The 16,289-nt window shown below is 72.8% G+C and carries 20 protein-coding genes; 12 read left to right on the forward strand and 8 right to left on the reverse strand.

Features of this window, described 5'->3' with window-relative positions:
- Window positions 1–17: 17 nt before the first annotated feature.
- Window positions 18–851: a phosphotransferase gene (locus tag ACFV9Q_RS21120; RefSeq protein WP_377236025.1), complete on the reverse strand. Its 834-nt coding sequence runs from the start codon at window positions 849–851 to the stop codon at window positions 18–20.
- A gap of 104 nt (window positions 852–955) precedes the next feature.
- Here ACFV9Q_RS21120 and def point away from each other — a divergent pair, with 104 nt between their 5' ends.
- From def to ACFV9Q_RS21135, 3 genes are all read left to right on the forward strand, one after another.
- The gene (def, locus tag ACFV9Q_RS21125; protein WP_377236026.1) at window positions 956–1,519 is read left to right on the forward strand and encodes a peptide deformylase; all 564 of its coding nucleotides are present in this window, start codon (window positions 956–958) and stop codon (window positions 1,517–1,519) included.
- 617 nt (window positions 1,520–2,136) lie between these two features.
- Entirely contained in the window at window positions 2,137–3,282 is a 1,146-nt protein-coding gene (locus ACFV9Q_RS21130; protein WP_377236027.1) for a hypothetical protein, read from the forward strand.
- A gap of 168 nt (window positions 3,283–3,450) precedes the next feature.
- The gene (locus ACFV9Q_RS21135; RefSeq protein WP_377236028.1) at window positions 3,451–3,708 is read left to right on the forward strand and encodes a hypothetical protein; all 258 of its coding nucleotides are present in this window, start codon (window positions 3,451–3,453) and stop codon (window positions 3,706–3,708) included.
- Between the two features lie 4 nt (window positions 3,709–3,712).
- Here the strand turns inward: ACFV9Q_RS21135 and ACFV9Q_RS21140 are convergent, their stop codons facing one another.
- Window positions 3,713–4,624 carry an aminoglycoside phosphotransferase family protein gene (locus ACFV9Q_RS21140; protein WP_377236029.1) on the reverse strand — a complete coding sequence of 304 codons (912 nt, stop codon included), beginning with the start codon at window positions 4,622–4,624 and terminating at the stop codon, window positions 3,713–3,715.
- Window positions 4,625–4,684: 60 nt separating this feature from the next.
- On the opposite strand from ACFV9Q_RS21140, the gene ACFV9Q_RS21145 reads away from it, so the two are divergent.
- From ACFV9Q_RS21145 to ACFV9Q_RS21165, 5 genes are all read left to right on the forward strand, one after another.
- A complete protein-coding gene (locus tag ACFV9Q_RS21145) occupies window positions 4,685–5,104 on the forward strand; it encodes a GNAT family N-acetyltransferase (RefSeq protein WP_377236030.1) in 420 nt (139 codons plus the stop codon).
- 5 nt (window positions 5,105–5,109) lie between these two features.
- The gene (locus tag ACFV9Q_RS21150) at window positions 5,110–5,502 is read left to right on the forward strand and encodes a hypothetical protein (RefSeq protein ID WP_377236031.1); all 393 of its coding nucleotides are present in this window, start codon (window positions 5,110–5,112) and stop codon (window positions 5,500–5,502) included.
- Window positions 5,499–5,843 (forward strand): hypothetical protein, encoded by a 345-nt coding sequence (locus ACFV9Q_RS21155; protein WP_377230470.1) that lies wholly within the window; start codon window positions 5,499–5,501, stop codon window positions 5,841–5,843. The genes ACFV9Q_RS21150 and ACFV9Q_RS21155 overlap by 4 nt, the downstream gene beginning before the upstream one ends.
- A complete protein-coding gene (locus ACFV9Q_RS21160; protein ID WP_377236032.1) occupies window positions 5,840–6,409 on the forward strand; it encodes an isochorismatase family protein in 570 nt (189 codons plus the stop codon). Before ACFV9Q_RS21155 ends, ACFV9Q_RS21160 begins: the two co-directional genes overlap by 4 nt.
- A gap of 203 nt (window positions 6,410–6,612) precedes the next feature.
- Entirely contained in the window at window positions 6,613–7,830 is a 1,218-nt protein-coding gene (locus tag ACFV9Q_RS21165; RefSeq protein WP_377236033.1) for an MFS transporter, read from the forward strand.
- Window positions 7,831–7,835: 5 nt separating this feature from the next.
- Here ACFV9Q_RS21165 and ACFV9Q_RS21170 read toward each other — a convergent pair whose 3' ends face one another.
- On the reverse strand, window positions 7,836–8,315 hold the full coding sequence (locus ACFV9Q_RS21170; RefSeq protein ID WP_377236034.1) for an SRPBCC domain-containing protein: 480 nt from the start codon (window positions 8,313–8,315) through the stop codon (window positions 7,836–7,838).
- Window positions 8,316–8,484: 169 nt separating this feature from the next.
- Here ACFV9Q_RS21170 and ACFV9Q_RS21175 point away from each other — a divergent pair, with 169 nt between their 5' ends.
- The 3 genes from ACFV9Q_RS21175 to ACFV9Q_RS21185 all read left to right on the forward strand — a co-directional run bounded on the left by ACFV9Q_RS21175 (window position 8,485) and on the right by ACFV9Q_RS21185 (window position 10,549).
- On the forward strand, window positions 8,485–9,168 hold the full coding sequence (locus tag ACFV9Q_RS21175) for a YceI family protein (protein WP_377230474.1): 684 nt from the start codon (window positions 8,485–8,487) through the stop codon (window positions 9,166–9,168).
- 68 nt (window positions 9,169–9,236) lie between these two features.
- Entirely contained in the window at window positions 9,237–9,740 is a 504-nt protein-coding gene (locus ACFV9Q_RS21180) for a sigma-70 family RNA polymerase sigma factor (protein WP_377236035.1), read from the forward strand.
- Entirely contained in the window at window positions 9,737–10,549 is an 813-nt protein-coding gene (locus ACFV9Q_RS21185) for an anti-sigma factor family protein (RefSeq protein WP_377236036.1), read from the forward strand. The genes ACFV9Q_RS21180 and ACFV9Q_RS21185 overlap by 4 nt, the downstream gene beginning before the upstream one ends.
- 58 nt (window positions 10,550–10,607) lie before the next feature.
- On the opposite strand, the gene ACFV9Q_RS21190 is transcribed toward ACFV9Q_RS21185, so the two are convergent.
- The 3 genes from ACFV9Q_RS21190 to ACFV9Q_RS21200 all read right to left on the reverse strand — a co-directional run bounded on the left by ACFV9Q_RS21190 (window position 10,608) and on the right by ACFV9Q_RS21200 (window position 13,076).
- Window positions 10,608–11,126, reverse strand: a complete 519-nt coding sequence (locus ACFV9Q_RS21190) for a nitroreductase/quinone reductase family protein (protein WP_377236037.1) — start codon at window positions 11,124–11,126, stop codon at window positions 10,608–10,610.
- 69 nt (window positions 11,127–11,195) lie between these two features.
- Complete coding sequence (locus tag ACFV9Q_RS21195) at window positions 11,196–12,053, reverse strand: endonuclease I family protein (protein ID WP_377236038.1); 858 nt, start codon at window positions 12,051–12,053, stop codon at window positions 11,196–11,198.
- 252 nt (window positions 12,054–12,305) lie between these two features.
- A complete protein-coding gene (locus ACFV9Q_RS21200; protein ID WP_377236039.1) occupies window positions 12,306–13,076 on the reverse strand; it encodes an SDR family NAD(P)-dependent oxidoreductase in 771 nt (256 codons plus the stop codon).
- Between the two features lie 65 nt (window positions 13,077–13,141).
- Between ACFV9Q_RS21200 and ACFV9Q_RS21205 the strand changes: the two genes are divergently transcribed.
- The gene (locus ACFV9Q_RS21205; RefSeq protein ID WP_377236040.1) at window positions 13,142–13,726 is read left to right on the forward strand and encodes a TetR/AcrR family transcriptional regulator; all 585 of its coding nucleotides are present in this window, start codon (window positions 13,142–13,144) and stop codon (window positions 13,724–13,726) included.
- A 58-nt stretch (window positions 13,727–13,784) separates the two neighbouring features.
- Here the strand turns inward: ACFV9Q_RS21205 and ACFV9Q_RS21210 are convergent, their stop codons facing one another.
- Window positions 13,785–15,293 (reverse strand): sulfatase-like hydrolase/transferase, encoded by a 1,509-nt coding sequence (locus tag ACFV9Q_RS21210; protein ID WP_377236041.1) that lies wholly within the window; start codon window positions 15,291–15,293, stop codon window positions 13,785–13,787.
- A complete protein-coding gene (locus ACFV9Q_RS21215) occupies window positions 15,286–16,287 on the reverse strand; it encodes an aliphatic sulfonate ABC transporter substrate-binding protein (RefSeq protein ID WP_377236042.1) in 1,002 nt (333 codons plus the stop codon). Before ACFV9Q_RS21215 ends, ACFV9Q_RS21210 begins: the two co-directional genes overlap by 8 nt.
- Between the last annotated feature and the right edge of the window lie 2 nt (window positions 16,288–16,289).

The raw sequence follows: 16,289 nt of genomic DNA on the forward strand, positions 1-16,289 counted from the left end.
AACACGCGCGCGGCCGGTCAGCCGAGCTGGTCCCGGACGACGGCCTCCGCCCGACGCCGGACCGGGTCCGCGATCTCCGGGTACGCGCCGATGCCGACCAGCCGCAGGTACTTGTCGGCGGCCGCGAGCTGGGCGACCGCCCCGGAGTAGGTACCGAGCGCGTCAGCAAACTCGGCGCGGACCCGGGCGGCGACGTCGGGCTGGAGGACCGCGGAGCAGGCCAGGACGGCGGCGTCGTACCCCGCGGGCGCCCAACCCCAGTACTCCCAGTCGAGGATCGTCAGGTTCGGGGCGGTGAGGTTGCCGAAGTGCAGGTCGCCGTGGGCGACCTCCCAGTCGACGCGGCCGAGGTCGATCTCCACATCGAACCGGGCGAGGATCGAGGACCGGACGGCGTCGGGCTCCAGGACCCGGCGTTCGGTCGCGGTGACCCGGCGCAGGGTGTCGAGCCCGGCCCGCAGCTCGGCCCACCAGGTATCGGGCAGGTCGACCGGATGGTCGAGCACGAGGCCGGTGCCCACGGCGGGCTCGTCCACGAAGGTCATCAGGTCGGCCCGGACCACCTCGTCGACGTCGTCCCACCGCGCGGCCCACTCCGTCGACCGCAGGTGCCGGGGCATCGGGATGCCGTCGAACGGCGCGCCCGTCGCGGTGGCGATGCCGTCCCAGATCTCGCCCTGGGCCCACTCGGGCGGCTGCGCCGTGACCCGCAGCCACGCCGGGCCCGACGTCCGGACGGCGAGGGTCCGGTCGTAGGACCCGCGCACCGGCTCGCCGTCGAGCGTCACGCCGAACCGGGCGGCGGCCTCCGCCAAGAGCCCGGCGAGCCGGTCCCGGCGTGCGTCCGACATGTGTCTCCCCTGGTGATGCGCCCTGAGCCGAGCGTGGATGCGCCCCACGCAACCATGCCGCGGGTACGGTGGCGCGGAACCACGCCCGGCCCGGAAGGAATCGAGTGAGCCAGCACCGCAGCGACGACAACTGGATCAAGGGTGTCGCCGACGACGACCTCGTCACGATCGGCGACCCACGGCTGAAGGCCCCCACCTCGGAGATCGAGGCCGACCAGGCCCAGGAGCTGCTGGCGACCCTGACCACCCGGCTGCGCGAGCTGAACGGCGCCGGACTTGCGGCCCCGCAGATCGGCGTCTCGGTGCGGGCGGCGATCGTCGAGGTCCGCCGGACCGACGTCTTCCCCGACCGGCCCGAGACCGGCCTGATCCAGATCCTGAACCCGACCGTCCTGGAACGCTCCGCCGAGACCGTCCTCGACTGGGAGGGCTGCTTCAGCGTGCCCGGGTACCTGGGCCTGGTACCCCGGTCCGAGACCATCACGGTCCGGTACACCGACGAGACCGGGCAGATCCTGACCAGCGAGGTCAGCGGCTACGCGGCGCGCGTCTTCCAGCACGAGATCGACCACCTCGACGGCCTGGTCTACCTCGACCGCATGCCCGACATGACGAGCCTCACGACGACGCAGAACTACCTGGACCACCACCGGCCGGCGTCGGCATAGGGCTCCGCCGTGGCATCCGGGGGGGGCGGCCGCCACGTCGGAGGCTGACGGACCGGGGCTGGCAGGTCGGAGGCTGGCCGGGTCGGGCAGAGGCAGGCAGGGGGTGCCAGGTCTGCCGGAGACCGTTCGTGTGAGCCCCGCCAAGTCCGCCTCCGCTGAACAATCCAGCAGAGGCGAACCATGTGTGCGCTGGGTGAACGAAGTGCAGCCCACCCGGCGCCCCCCGTCCGAGTGGTGCGTGGTCCCCGCCCCAGCCGCCGGGCCACGGCAGTGCCGGTCAGGCGTAGATGCACGCGGCGATTCCGTCGAGCTCCTCCGGCGGATCCGGGTGACGTACGGCCACTCCCTCCGCTACGCGTCGCTGGGCCGGGCTGGGCTGGACACGGCGCCACTCATTGCGACGGCACGATCGCTCGCGGCTCAGCTCCTGCCGGACCACTCCGGCGGCTGAGGCGCGCAGGAGCTACACCCACCACACACGCCCCTGACCAGGAGAGATCACCCGCGGAAGAGGCCTGAGCAACGGTCATCGGTCACGGCCGTCAGACTGTCGGATGCGGGCCACCCTCGCTCCCGATCAGACGCATCCCATGCGCGTTACCGTCTACCCTCGCACCATGCCAAATACCCATGAACCGGACGCGCGGCAGGCATTCGACGACACCCTGGTGGGGCTGAGCCCGGACGATGCGATCAAGGCCATCAGCCGGCACGTGCCGCGCCATGAGACTGAGAACCAGATCGACTGGATCCTGGAACTCGCCGATATCGTCGATCGAAACGGGCTCTCTGTGCATGTACTGAGACGGTGCTCGCACAGCCTTTCGTGGCGCGCCCGCCGACTGGGTATGCCGCTGCCTGATGACACGCTGCGCGTCCCGGACGGGTCATCCTCAACGAGAACTTCCCGCCTTGCTCTCGCATACGGGCGGGGGACCCGCCTCCAGTTCGACTTCAAGTTCAACCAGCTACTGTCCTGGACCCGCTCCGTGCGGAGCGAGTTCTCCACCGACGCAATGTTGCGGGCCCTCGCTGCCTTCGCGGCTCTCGGAAGCGGCACGCCTCAAGCAGCATCACTCCTCGCGGCCGCCATCTCGGCCGATGGCTACGACAAGTCGTGCCGGTTCCTGTGCCTGCAGGGTCTCTGGATGGCTTCAGATCTTCCCGAAGCTGACCGACTGGCTGTCGAGCTCGCGGACGAGATCATCGGCCTGGGCGAAGACGAACCCGGAGTTCACTACTGGCGTGCCGGCGCACTGCGGCGGTTGGGCAGACTCGACGAAGCACTGCAGAGCGTAGATGTCGCGATCGATCTGCTCCGTCCTGGAAGCAACAGTGTGCACCAGGACTACGTCCGTGAACGTGAACTCATCAACGCCACCAAAGCACTCGACGAACGTATCGACGAGCTCGTTGCCCGTGCTCTCACGGACCTCAAGGCGGCAGTCGCCGATGAACTGCACGCGGCTCGGCAAGAGATCGAGCAACAGCATTCACAGGCGCGGCGGATCGTGTCCGAGAGCCTGGTCGGGATCATTGAAGTCCTGGCGATCTTCGTCACCCTCGCAGGATTCCTCGTGGGCTCCGGCGCCGTACTCGCCCAGGCTGACGGGTTCTGGCAGAACCTCGCTGCAATCGCTCTGATCCTCGCTGGATGCATCGCACTCTTCGTGCTCTTGCGGGTGATCGTGCACCTGCAGCCCGGCACACCAAGAACTGAGGGCGTATTGGCGCGACTCTGGACACGACCTCGCCGACAGTGAAATTCGTCCCAGCAAGGGACCGAAGTCATCGAGCTCAGCGCCGGAGGCCGCCCCTCAGCATGCCGCCCCCGGACTCATCGTGAACCCTGATTGAACCGATCTGCCCTTTCACCCGCAGTACGGGCAGAGGCCGATATCCGGTCGGCCTGCGAGCGAGAGGGGCGGAGCGTGCGCACCGGGGCAAAGGCAGGCATCGGCATCGGAGCGACCGTGGTCGTGATCGGCGGGGCGGCGGCGATCTTCGGGCCGGGTCTGTACGCGGACTGGGCCAACGAGGGCCACGACTGGATCGCGCGGTGGGTCGCGGACCCGCTGGCCGGCGAGGTCGCCGCAACCACCGTCTTCACCGACGGCGTCAGCCCCGCCGAGTCGGCCGACCAGCTCGTGCGGCTCCGCGAGCGCCTGCTGTCAGAGCTCGCCGCCTGACGGCTCAGGCCGTCGCCAGCAGCCGGTCCAGCGCTGCGCGCCCCGGCGGCCCCCACGACGCCTTGCCGCCCGGCCGCCCGTGCACGCCGGCCTCCCCGATGAGCATCCCGACGAGCGCCTTGGCCATGGCCCAACCGCGGGCCCGGCGGAGCATCGAGTCGTCGACCTCCCGCTCGTACGCGTCGTGGAAGGCGTCGACCCCGCCGTCCGGCAGGAGCAGCCACGCCGCGGAGAGGTCGCAGGCCGGGTCGCCGACGCACAGGTCGCCGAAGTCGATGACGCCGCAGAACGTACCGTCCGCCGTCAGGATGTTGGCCGGGTGCAGGTCGCCGTGCAGCCAGACCGGCTGCCCCGCCCATGCGGGTGCGGCCACGGCATCGTCCCAGACGGCGCGGACGGCGTCCGGGTCGGCGACGAGGCCGCGCTCCGCCGCCTCGGCGAGCTGCGCCCCGAACCCCGCGGAGTGCCCGCGGAGCGGCCCGCCCCGGCCACGACCGACCGGCGCGCCCTCCGGCGCGGGCAGGTGCAGCGCCGTCAGGAAAGAGCCCAGCGCCCGCGCCGCCTCGTCGCCCCGCGTGACCGGCGCGCGGTCGGCGGGCGCCCCGGGCACCCAGGTGGTGACGATCCAGGGCCGCGGGAACCGCTCGGCCGGCTCGCCGAGGCGCTGCGGCACGGGAATCGGCAGCGGAAGGCCCGCCGCCAGGCCGGGCACCCAGGCATACTCCTTGCGCAGCAGCTCGTCCGCGGACGCCGTCGCCCACGGCAGCCGGACGGCGAGGTCGTCCCCTAGGCGCCAGAGCTGGTTGTCCCAGCCGCGGGCGCCGAGCTCCAGGGGCAGTTCCGCCAGGTCGGGGTGCTGCTCACGGAGCAGGCCCCGGATCAGATCGGCGTCGATCTCCAGATCGGTGTGCGTCATGCGCAGCCACGGTAGCGGGCGTCCGCGGACCTGCGGCGCGCACATGCTTAGGGTGCCTTCATGAGCGACGACCCGTACCTCCTGGTCCCCACCGCGCCCAGCGTCGACGAGTACCTGCACCTGCGCGCGGCCTCCGGCCTCTCCCCCAAGAACGCCGAGCAGGCCGCGCCCGTGCTGACGTCGAGCTGGGCCTTCTGCCACGTCCGCGAGGTGGCGACAGACCGGGCGGTCGCGATGGGCCGCACGCTCGGCGACGGCGGCTGGTACTTCCACATCGCCGACATCGCGACGCTGCCCGAGCACCAGAGCCGCGGCCTCGGTCGCCGGGTGATGGCATGGCTCCTGGACCAGATCGCGGACCGCGCGCCCGCCGACCCGTACGTCACGCTCAACGCGGACGAGCCCGGCCGGCCCCTGTACCGCAGCCTGGGGTTCGTCGAGACGGCGCCCGCAAGCATCGCGATGCGCCTGGCCCGGTAGCGCCCGTGTCGGACCGCGCGCTCCAGGTCGTCCGGCTCGTCTGGGTGCTCGGCTACCTGGTGGGCACCACCACCCACGTCGTCGACCTCGTGCTGGGCGGCACGGAGGTCTACGCCAGTTTTCCGACGACGGTGCGCCTGTTCTGGGTCTCGCTCACCGTCGTGGACCCGCTCGTCGTCGTCCTCCTGCTCCTGCGGCGCCGGGCCGGTGTGGTGCTCGGCGTCGTCGTCATCGTGGTCGACGTCGCGGTGAACGGCACCGTGCTCGCCCTGACCGAGGGCCTGTCGTTCGCCGGGCTCGTGAACCAGACGCTGTTCGCCGTCGTCGTCCTGGCCACGGCACGACCGCTGTGGGTCTGGTTCGGGCGGCCCGCTCACCTGGCACGATACGACTCATGACGACCTCGGAGCCCCGCTACCGCACGCGCTGGATCGTGGCCGCCGTCCTGACCGCGGCCGTGGTCCTGCTCGTCGCGATCGGCATGGCCGCGTTCGACACCGCCCAGGACCGGTGGGCGTGGCGCCTCGCCGACCTGGACCGCAACGAGCTGCACCTGTCGCCGCGCCCGGAGGCGATCGAGGACGGGACGGTCGTCGAGGAGTCGCCGAGCGAGATCGTGGTCCAATACTCCCGCGAGCGCAACGACTGGACCGGCCAGCCCACCGGGGACGCGGACACGGTCTGCTACCGGTTCCCGCTCGGCGACCCCGACAGCTTCAGCGAGGCCCCCTGCCCATGACCACGCCTGTGACCCCGCCCCCGACCACCGCCGTCCTCCTCATCGACCTCCAGGCCGACGTCGTCCGCGGCTGCTTCGACGCCGACGGCGTCGTCACCCGCTCCGCCGCCCTCGCGGAGCGCGCTCGCGCCGCCGGGACACCCGTCGTCTGGGTGCAGCACCACGAGCCGGGACTGGAGCGCGACACCCCGGGCTGGGCCCTCGCCGACGGCCTGTCCCGCCGCCCCGACGAGGCGCTCGTGCACAAGGCGTACCGCGACTCGTTCGCCGACACCGACCTCCGCGACATCCTCGACGCGCTCGGCGCCACGCGGCTGGTCGTCGCCGGCACCCAGTCCGACTTCTGCGTCCGCACGACGACGCAGCGGGCCGCTGCGCTGGGCTACGACGTGACCCTCGTGAGCGACGCGCACACCACCCGCGACACCGTGTGGGACGGCGTGGCGATCACCGGCGAGCAGATCGTGGCCCACACCAACATGTACTTCTCCGGGCTGCGGTACCCGGGCAGCACGTTCGCCGTCGCCCGGCACGACGAGGTTCCGCTGACCGGCCAGGACTGCTAGCGTCCCTCGCAGTCGTCCGGGTCCGCATCGGCCCGGGCACCACGTTTGTACCGCCCGGTGTCGGGGGCGGCGGCAGGGGCGCGTGTCCCGTCCTACCGCAGTCCTGGATGTCCCCTGGCGGGCCACGGGTCGCACCCCATCGCAGTTTCAGGCGCCGGCGACCCCGGGTGGCCCGTCCCGCCGGGCGGCGACGAAGGACACCCATGCCTGCAGCCGCCTCCGGCTATCGTTCCCTGCTGCGCGCGCCCGGCGCCGCCGCCTTCTTCCTCGCCGCGACCACCGGCCGCGTCGGCATCGCCATGACGGGCCTCGGCCTGGTGTGGCTGCTGCACGACCGCACAGGCTCGTACGCCACGGCGGGCCTCGCCGCCGCGGTCTTCGCCCTGGCCGAGGCGGTCGTCGGCCCGCAGCTCGCCCGCCTGGTCGACCGATTCGGCCAGACCCGCGTGCTCCCGCTCTACCTCGTCGCGCACGGCGCCGCCGTCGCCTGCGTCGTCCTGGCGCAGTCGCCGACGGCGGCCGTCATCGCCGCGGGCTGCGCGGGCGCGGCGGTCCCCCAGCTCGGCGCCCTGTCCGCCGCCCGCTGGGCGCACCTGCTGCGCGGCGACCGCGCCGACGACCTGCCCGGCGCGTTCTCCCTGGAGTCGCTGGCCAACGCCACGAGCTTCCTGCTCGGGCCGGTGCTGGTCACCGCGCTGGGCGCGGCGGGCCACACGACGGCGGCCAGCCTCACCGCGGCGGCCCTGATCCTGGGCGGCGGCACCGCCCTGGCCCTGCAGCGGCGCACCGCGCCCCCGCCGCACGCCGCCGCCGAACGCGCCCGCGGCACGCGGTCCGGCCTGCTCGCGCCGGCGTTCCTGGTCCTGGCGCTGCTCAACCTCGCCATCGGCCTGTACTTCGGCACCATGGGGGTCGCGGTCACGGCCTTCGCGGTCGGCCACGGGACGCCCGGCACGGCAGCGCCGCTCATCGCCGCCGGGAGCGTGGCCGGCCTCCTGTCGGGCTGGCTCTACGGACGGCGCCGACGCCCCACCCCGGCCCGGTGCCAGCTCGTGCTCGTCACGGTCTGGCTGACGGCGACCGCCGCGCTGCTGCCGTTCGCGCCGTCCGCCGTCTGGCTGGGCCTCGCCCTGGTGCTCACGGAGGCCGCCGTGCCGCCGACCCTGGTGCTGCTCACCGTGCTGACCGAGCGGGCGGTCCGCCCGGCCGTGCTCACGCAGGCGTTCACCTGGAACAACTCCGCGAGCGCCGCCGGCTCCGCGCTGGCGGCGTCGCTCGCGGGCCGGGCGGCGGACGTCTGGGGCGCGCCAGCCGCGCTCGCACAGGCGCCGGCGGCGGGCCTGCTGCTCGTGGCCCTCGCGATCGTCCTGCTGCGTGCCGGACGCCGGGGCGAGGGACGCCGGAGCGAGGCGCGCCGGTGACGGCGTCAGCGGCCCGCCACGTACCCGGCCATCTTGTCCAGGCACGCCTCCAGTCCCTGCTGCGACATGTCGCGGGACGCGGCGCTGGTGTACCCGTGCTCGACCATGTGGATGCGGCTGCGCCCGTCGCCCAGGCCCGTGATCTCGACCTCGTGGTGCCCCTCGGCGGGCACGTCGTCCATGGGCGGAGCCTGCGGCGCGCCGTCGGCGTCGCTGAACCGGAACGTGTACTCGATGCGCCGCACCGGCTCGACGACCGTGAAGTCCCAGGTGGACCACGTGTCGCCGCCGCCGTACTCGGCGGGGGCGCGCATCGCGATCAGCGCGCGGCCGCCGACCCGCAGGTCGACCTCGGCCGCGGGGCAGGTGAACGGGCCGGGCCCCCACCAGGCGCGCAGGCCCTCGGGGGTGCTCCACGCGGCCCAGGCCGCCTCGACGGGTCCGTCGAGGTCGCGGGTCACGTCGACGTCGAAGGTGTCGGTCATGATTCCTCCAGGTGCGCTCGGGACGGGGCGGTGCAACACGCCCCTGCCGCTACCGACGGCCCGGGCCCGCCGAACTCATCGCCGAACCAGTTGAACCGTTCTGCCCTTTCACCCGTCGTACGGGGCAGAGGCCGATATCCGGTCGGCCTGCGAACGAGAGGGGCGGAGCGTGCGCACTGGGGCAAAGGTAGGCATCGGCGTCGGAGCGGCCGTGGTCGTGATCGGCGGGGCGGCGGCGATCTTCGGGCCGGGCCTGTACGCGGACTGGGCCAACGAGGCCGCCGCGGAGGAGCCGAGCCTGGCGGCGTCGGCGGCACCGCTGCCCGACGCCGAGGCGGCCGCCGGGACCTGGACGGTGACCGACGGGTCGTTCGCGGGCTACCGCGTCGAGGAGGTGCTGCAGGGCGAGGACGTGACCGTGACCGGGCGCACCGAGGACGTCACCGGGTCGGTGACCGTCGCGGACGGCGCGATCAGCGCCGCCGACATCACGGTGGACATCGCGAGCGTGGCCACCGACGAGGCCAACCGCGACGGGTACTTCCGCGACACCGCGATGGAGGTCGGCCAGTTCCCGACCGCGACGTTCGTGCTCACCGAGCCGGCGCCCATCGAGGCGGGCGCCACGGCGGTGGAGCTGACCGGCGACCTGACCGTGCACGGCGTCACGCAGACGGCCACGTTCGACGCCGAGGTCGCGGGCGACGCGACCAGCGGCGACCCGGTGCAGGTGGTGGGCAGCGTGCCGATCACGTTCGAGGACTTCGGCGTCGAGGCGCCGGACCTCGGGTTCGTGACGGTGGAGGATGAGGGCAGCATCGAGTTCTCGCTGCAGCTGGCCCCCGGCCAGTGACGACGCGGTAGCGACCCGACCGGTCGACGAACACACCGAGTAGCCGACACACACGGAAGGAGCCGCTCGTGGGTGCCGAGGACGAGCTCCTCGAGGCGGTGCACGACACGCACGCCGACGCGCTGTACCGGTACGTCGTGCGCCGCACGGGCGACGAGGAGGAGGCGCGCGACGTGGTGCAGGAGACCCTCCTGCGCGCGTGGCGCAACCCCGAGGTGCTGGAACGGTCGGAGGACTCCGTGCGCGCCTGGCTGTTCACGGTGGCGCGGAACCTCTCGGTCGACCACCTCCGCAGCGCCCGCCGCACCCGCGAGCGCTCCACCGGGCACCTGCCCGACCGCGAGGAGCGCGACACCACGCAGTCCGTGCTGGACTCGTGGCTGGTGGCCGACGCGCTGCTGTCGCTCTCGCCGTCACACCGGGCGGTGGTGGTGGGCGCGTACTACGGGGGACGTTCGGTGGCCGAGCTCTCGACCGAGCTGGGCGTCCCCGCCGGGACGGTCAAGTCGCGGCTGCACTACGGGCTGCGCGCGCTGCGCCTGGCCCTGCAGGAGAAAGGAGTCACGGCATGATCCCCGCGGGAGAGTCAGGGGGTGGCGGCGACCGGTACGCCGAGTGGGACGCGGCCTACGTGCTCGGCGCCCTGAGCCCGAGCGACCGGCGCGCCTACGAGCGGCACCTCGCTGAGTGCGCGGCATGCCGCGCGGCGGTGGCGGAGCTCGCCGGACTGCCGGGCCTGCTCGGCACCATCAGCCCGGCGCACGCGCAGGCGCTCGTCGAGGAGGCGCCGGACCCGGCAGTCTCGCCCGGCCCGGCCGACGTCGTGCCGCTCACGAGCCTCGCCCGCGCCGCCCGCCGGTCCCGGCTCCGCCGGCGTGCGCTGGGCGCAGTGGCCGCGAGCGTTCTTGTGGTCGCCGGGGCGGTGGGCGGTTCGGCGCTCACCGCGGGCGGCCTGTTCGGCACGCCGGACGGCGGGGTGCCGGACGCCGGGGGCACCACCCCGCCGTCGGCCACTGCCACTGCCACCACCGCGGCCGAGGCCCGGACCATCGAGCTGCGGCCGGTGGCCGGGGCGGACATGCGCGCGGAGGTGGTGGTGACGCCCACCACCTGGGGCACCAAGTTCAAGTGGTCCTGCCACTACCCGCCCAACCCCGGGGAGCAGCCGCCCGAGGGCGCGTACATCCCACCCGAGCCGATCCGGTACGAGCTCGTGCTCGTCGGGCGGGACGGCGCGCGGACGGTCGCGGCGACGTGGTCGTGGTCGGGCGGCCAGACGACGGGGCTGGACGCGTCGACGGCCGTGTCGCTCACCGACATGGACCGCATCGAGATCACGCTCGACGGGCACGAGGAGGCGCTGGCGTCGGCCACGCTGTGACGCCGGGGCTCAGTGGTGCGCGGACAGGAGAGGTGCACGGGCTCAGTGGTGCGCGGGCTCAGTGGCGCGCCGGCTCGTCCCACCGCTCCAGGACCACGACGGGCGTCTCGGTGGTGCGGAGCGCGGCGTAGTCGTCGAGCCGGGCGTCGTAGTCGCGCCACCTGGCCCAGAGCCGGTCGTGCTCGGCGCCCTGCGCCGCGTGGGCGCGCACAGTGCGCGAGTCCTCGTCGACGAGGTCCACGGTGGCCTCGGGGTGCAGCCGCAGGTTGAGCCACCAGCTGGGGTGGCCCTGGGCCCAGCCGTTCATGGCCAGCGTGACGAGGTCCGGGCCGTCCTCGACGTAGGCGACGATCACGCTGTGCTCGCACCCGGTGCGGCGTCCGGTGGTGGTCAGGCGCATCATGCCCCAGCGGTGCCCCTTGGGCCGCCGGAGCCCGAGCCGGCCGCCGCTGGCGCGGTACAGGCCGCGGTGGACCTGCCAGGCGAGCCGCACGAACCAGCGCGGCGGGATCCGCGGTGCTGACGTGACCTCGTCCGACACGGTGACCACCTCCGGTGCTGACTCCAGGGTAGGCATGCGCCCCGGGTCAGACGTACAGGTCCCCCGGGTGACCTGTGCGTCTGACCCGTGGGCGGGGTCGGCCGGTCAGCCCCAGATGGCGTCGGCCCACTCCGGGTGGTCGACGAACGGGTTGCGGTTTTGCTGGAACTGCTCGTAGATGACGTCGTTCCGGTGGGCCTCGAACGAGGACACCGGGTCGGCGTCGTTCCACTCCAGCAGCGTGGAGAGCTTGCCGTGGTACGGGGCGGAGCCGTTGTTCACGGTGTCGTTCGGCTCCAGGTCGGCGAAACTGTCCTCGCCCTCCCAGCGCACGGCCATGTAGAGGATCATGCGCGCGACGTCGCCCTTGACGTCGTCGCGGGGCTCGAACGAGTCCGCGTCGGTGTAGTTGCCGGGCGCACCGGAGACCGCGCTGCCGCCCTCGTCGAAGTCCTTGTTGCCGCGGACGCCGTTGACCTGGACGTCGGCCGGGCGCAGGTGGTGCAGGTCGGTGCCCGGCCCCGTGGACGTGCCGAAGTCGCCGTGCGACTTGGCCCAGACGTGCTCCCGGTTCCAGTCGCCGACGTCGCCGCCGTTGAGGCTCTTGGCCCGCGACTCGCCGCTGTACAGGAGGATGACGTTGTCCGGGTTGGCCGGGTCCTCGTCGGTGGCCATCAGGCCGTCCCACACCTCGTCGTAGGAGACGGCGTCGGCGTCGCTGATGATGTCGTTCAGCTCGGCCTTGAGCGCCTCGCCCGTCAGGCCCGCGGCGCTGTCGTAGTAGCCGGCGGGGACCTCGGCGGCGTCCTGCACGACGACGTCCGAGGGCGCCTCGGTCGACGTCGTCGCGTCCTGCGCGACAGCGCCCGGCGCCGCCAGGACCCCGGCCGCGATCGCGAGCGCCGCCGGCCCGCCCCACCGGACCCGACCCAGACCCCGTGCCCGTACGAGACGTGTGCGCATCGTCGACCTCCGTGTGCGACGGCCCGCGACCCCCTGCGGGCCTCGGCGCCTCGCTCACCCTGACACGGCGCGGCCCTGACCTGAGGTGACATCAGTAAACTTTGGGTGAAATCTACTGACAAGACGTACTTTCACCCCGGGGCGGACCATGCACTTGCTGCCAGAACCAGCCAGATCCTGGCAGCAGGTGCATGGTTCGTGGCGGCGGCCGACGGCGGCCGACGACGGCCGACGGCGGTCAGTCGGACCCGATCAGCCGGCGACGACCGCCACGTTGGCGCGGCCGCCGTCGACGTCGAGCGTCGCGCCGTGGACGAAGGCCGCATCGTCGGAGGCGAGGTAGACCACCGCCGCGCCGATCGCGGCCGGGTGGCCCGGGCCGCCCGCGGGTGTGCCGGAGGTCATCGCGCCCGCGAAGTCGGCGGCGGGGTCCAGCTCCGGCGGCCGGATGACGCCCGGCGAGACCGCGTTGACGCGCACGCCCTGCGGCCCGAACTCGGCCGCCCACGAGCGGGTCAGCGACTCCAGCGCGCTCTTGGTCGAGGCGTACAGCCCGCCGAGCGGCGTGGCGAGGCGGGCCACCCAGGAGCCGAGGTTGATGATCGTGCCGCCGCCGTCGGCCACCATGCGGGGCGCCACGACCTGGGTGAGGAAGTAGGGCGCCTTGACGTTCACGGCGTAGTAGCGGTCGAAGGTCGCGGAGTCGGTGCCGGCCAGGTGCACGGTGGGCGCGTAGATCCCGGCGTTGTTCACCAGGATGTCGAGCCGCCCGCCGAGCACCTCGGTGGCCGCGCCGGCCAGGCCGTGGCTCGCCTCCGGGCTGCCGTCGAGGTCGGCCGCGACGAAGTCGGCCTTGCCGCCGCGCGCCCGGATCCCGGCTACGACCTCCTCGCCGCGCTCCACGCTGCGCCCGGAGACGACGACGTGCGCCCCCTCCGCGCCGAGCGCCTCGGCGATCGCCCGTCCGATGTTGCTGGTGGACCCGGTCACGAGGGCGGTCCGGCCCTGCAGTCGCTGTGTCATGCCCGCGACGCTAGGAACCCATTTTTGGACTAGCAAGTCCAGAAGATCGGCCGTACCGTCGCCGTGTGAAGCTCACCCCGAAGGGCCAGGCGACCCGGCAGCGCATCATCGAGGGCGCCGCCGAGTACCTGCGCGGCAACAGCCCGGGCAGCGTCACGCTGGACGACGTCGGAGCGGTGACCCGCACCAGCAAGGGCCAGATCTTCCACTACTTCCCGGACGGCAAGGAGGGGCTGCTGCTCGCTGTCGCACGGTACGAGGCGGACGGCGTGCTGACCGACCAGGAGCCGCACCTCAGCGCGCTCGACTCGTGGGAGTCGTGGACGGCGTGGCGCGACAGCGTCGTCGCCCGGTACCGCGCCCAGGGCCGGCACTGCCCGCTCGGCGCGCTCATGGACCAGATGTCGGGCTCGCCCGGCACCGCCGAGGTGATCACGGAGCTGCTCGGCCAGTGGCAGCGGGCGATCCGCGCCGGCGTCGTCTCGATGCAGGGCAGCGGCCAGGTGCGCGCGGACCTGGACCCCGACCGGACGGCGGCGGCCTTCGTCGCCGGGATCCAGGGCGGGGTCCAGGTGCTGCGCGCCACGGGCCGGTCCGACCAGCTCGAGGCGTCGTTCGACCTGCTGATCGACTACCTGCGCAGGGCCTGAGCCCGGCGCGCGGGCCTACCGTTGGGGCCGGCCGCGCAGACCTACCGCGTGGGCGGGCCTACCGCGCCGCGTACGTCGTCTCGTCCAGCCCCGACTGGGTCGGGTCGTGGTCCACCTCGCCGACGTCGTACATCGTGGTCATCCAGTGGTAGAAGTTGTCGCCGCGGTCCCGGAGCAGCCGGTAGAGGCGCCCCATCATGCGGTGCCGCACGTCCGCGAGCGCCGGGTCGCCGTAGGCGTTGGTCAGCTCGTCGGGGTCTGCGTGCAGGTCGTAGAGCTCGTTGACGGAGTCCGGGTTGACCACGAGCTTGTACCGGTCCTCCCGCAGCATGCGCTGCGGGTAGGGGAAGTGGTGCCCGTGGAACTCGCACACGATGTCGGGCTGCCACTCGACGTCGTCCCCGTGGGCCAGCGGGAGCAGGCTGCGCGAGTCCACGGCAGGCGCGGGGTCGATGCCGGCCAGCTCCAGGATCGTGGCCGTGCAGTCCAGCAGGCTCACGAACTCGGTGCGCACCTGGCCCGCCGGGCCGCCCGGGACCCGCAGCAGGCCGGGCGTGCGGTAGATGTCCTCGTACATGGCCGGGCCCTTGTCGTGCAGCCGGTGGGCGCCGGTGAACTCGCCGTGGTCGCACGTGAAGAACACGGCGGTGTCGTCCACCAGGCCCAGCCGCTCCAGGGCGTCCAGCACGCGGCCGATCTGCTGGTCGATGAGCGTCACGTAGCCCCAGTAGACCGCGATGAGCTTGCGCGTCACCTCGATCGGCATGGTGTCGAACGTCCAGTGCGCGCTGTAGTTGGCCTGCACGGGCGGCTTGCCCTCGAAGGTCTCCGCGATCGAGGCGGGCAGCTCGACGTCGGCCGGGTCGAACAGGTCGAAGTACTCGTCCGGCACGATGTACGGCAGGTGCGGCCCGAAGAAGCTCAGCTCCAGGAAGAACGGCCGCTCCCCCGACCGGTACTCGTCGGCGTACCGCTCCAGCAGCTCGATGGTGCGGGTCGCCAGGTAGTGCTCGAACGTGGCCTCGACCGGCTGGTGCAGCCGGGCCGCAAGGAGGTTGCCCGGCCCGCCGTTGGGCAGCGTGCCGCGCACCCGGTCGCTGATCTCGTACGGCGGCAGGTCGCGGGTGGCCAGGTACGCCAGGTAGTCCGCGTTGTCGACGGGGTTGTGCCACCCGGGCAGGTCCGGCCCGTCGAACCCGAAGGACGCGGCGTTCCGCTCCGTGCCGGCATGCCACTTGCCCACCAGGCCGGTGTTGTACCCGTGCTCCCGCAGGGCCTCGACGAAGGTGAACGTGCCGTCGGCCAGGTCCTCCTGGTAGCCCACGTTGCGCTCGTGGTTCGCCAGCACCCGGTGCCGGAACGGCGCCTGCCCGGTGAGCAGGCTCGCGCGCGACGGCGTGCAGATCGCCGTCGGCGTGTACCAGCGGTCGAACCGGGTGCCCGACGCCGCGAGCCGGTCGAGCACCGGCGTGGACGCGCGCGGGTTGCCGTAGGCGCCCAGCGTGTCGGCCCGGTGCTGGTCGGTCATCAGGAACAGGACGTTCTTGCCGCCCACCGGGTCACTCACCGGCCTTGACGAACTGGTCGCCGAGGTAGAACTCGGAAGGGTCCACGGCCTCGGGGAGCTGCCCGGAGCCCACGAAGTAGTCCTGCATGCCGGTCAGCCAGGTGTCGGCGGTGCCGTCCTGCGTCAGCGCGTCCACGTCGTCCGCCGAGAGGATGTCGACATTGGCGGCGTCGGCCTCGACGTCGGCGGGCTCGAGGTCGTTGAACGCGGCGGTGAGCGCGATCGCCTCGTCCATGTTCTCGGTGCGGTAGTCCATGGCCTCGCGCAGCACCTGCAGGACGGCGTCCACCTTCTCGGGCTCGTCGGCCACCACGTCGTTCCCGGCCACGAACGCCGTCGGGAACGCGACGGTCTCCTCGAAGTCGGTGTTCTGGGCGAGCTCGACCAGGTCGGGCACCTGCTCCTTGACGGTGGCGAGCGCCGGGTACCAGAAGCCCGCGGCGTCGACCTGCCCGGACGACAGCGCGGCCACGATGGCCGGCGGCTCCATGGGCACCAGCTCGACGTCGTCCTTGGTCATGCCCGCCTCCGCCAGCGCGAGCGTGAGGATCATGTCGCCCGACGTGCCCTCCGGCACGGCGACGGTCTTGCCCTTGAGGTCCTCGACGGAGTCGATGCCGGGCTGCGCGACCACGCGGTCGGCCCGGCCGAGGGTGTTCAGCGCGACGATCTTGGCCTGCCCGGAGGCGGGCAGCCAGAACGCGCCGGGGCCGATGTAGCCGAAGTCGAGGTCACCCGTGCCGAGGGCCTGGATCTGGAGCGGCCCGTTGGTGAACGACGACGTCGTCACGTCGATGCCGTGCTCCGCCCACAGGCCCTGGTCCTCGGCGATGGCCAGCAGGCTGGTGCCGTTGAAGTCGGGGATGTAGCCGAAGTTGACCTCGATCGTCCCGTCCTCGCCCCCGGCGCCGCCCTCGGACGAGCAGGCGCCGAGGGACAGCACGAGGGCGAGGCCGGCGGCGGCCGCGCCGAGAGTTCTCCTGGAGATTCGCATGG

Origin of the sequence: Promicromonospora sp. NPDC059942 (assembly GCF_042731755.1) — a bacterium.
Classification (GTDB): domain Bacteria; phylum Actinomycetota; class Actinomycetes; order Actinomycetales; family Cellulomonadaceae; genus Promicromonospora.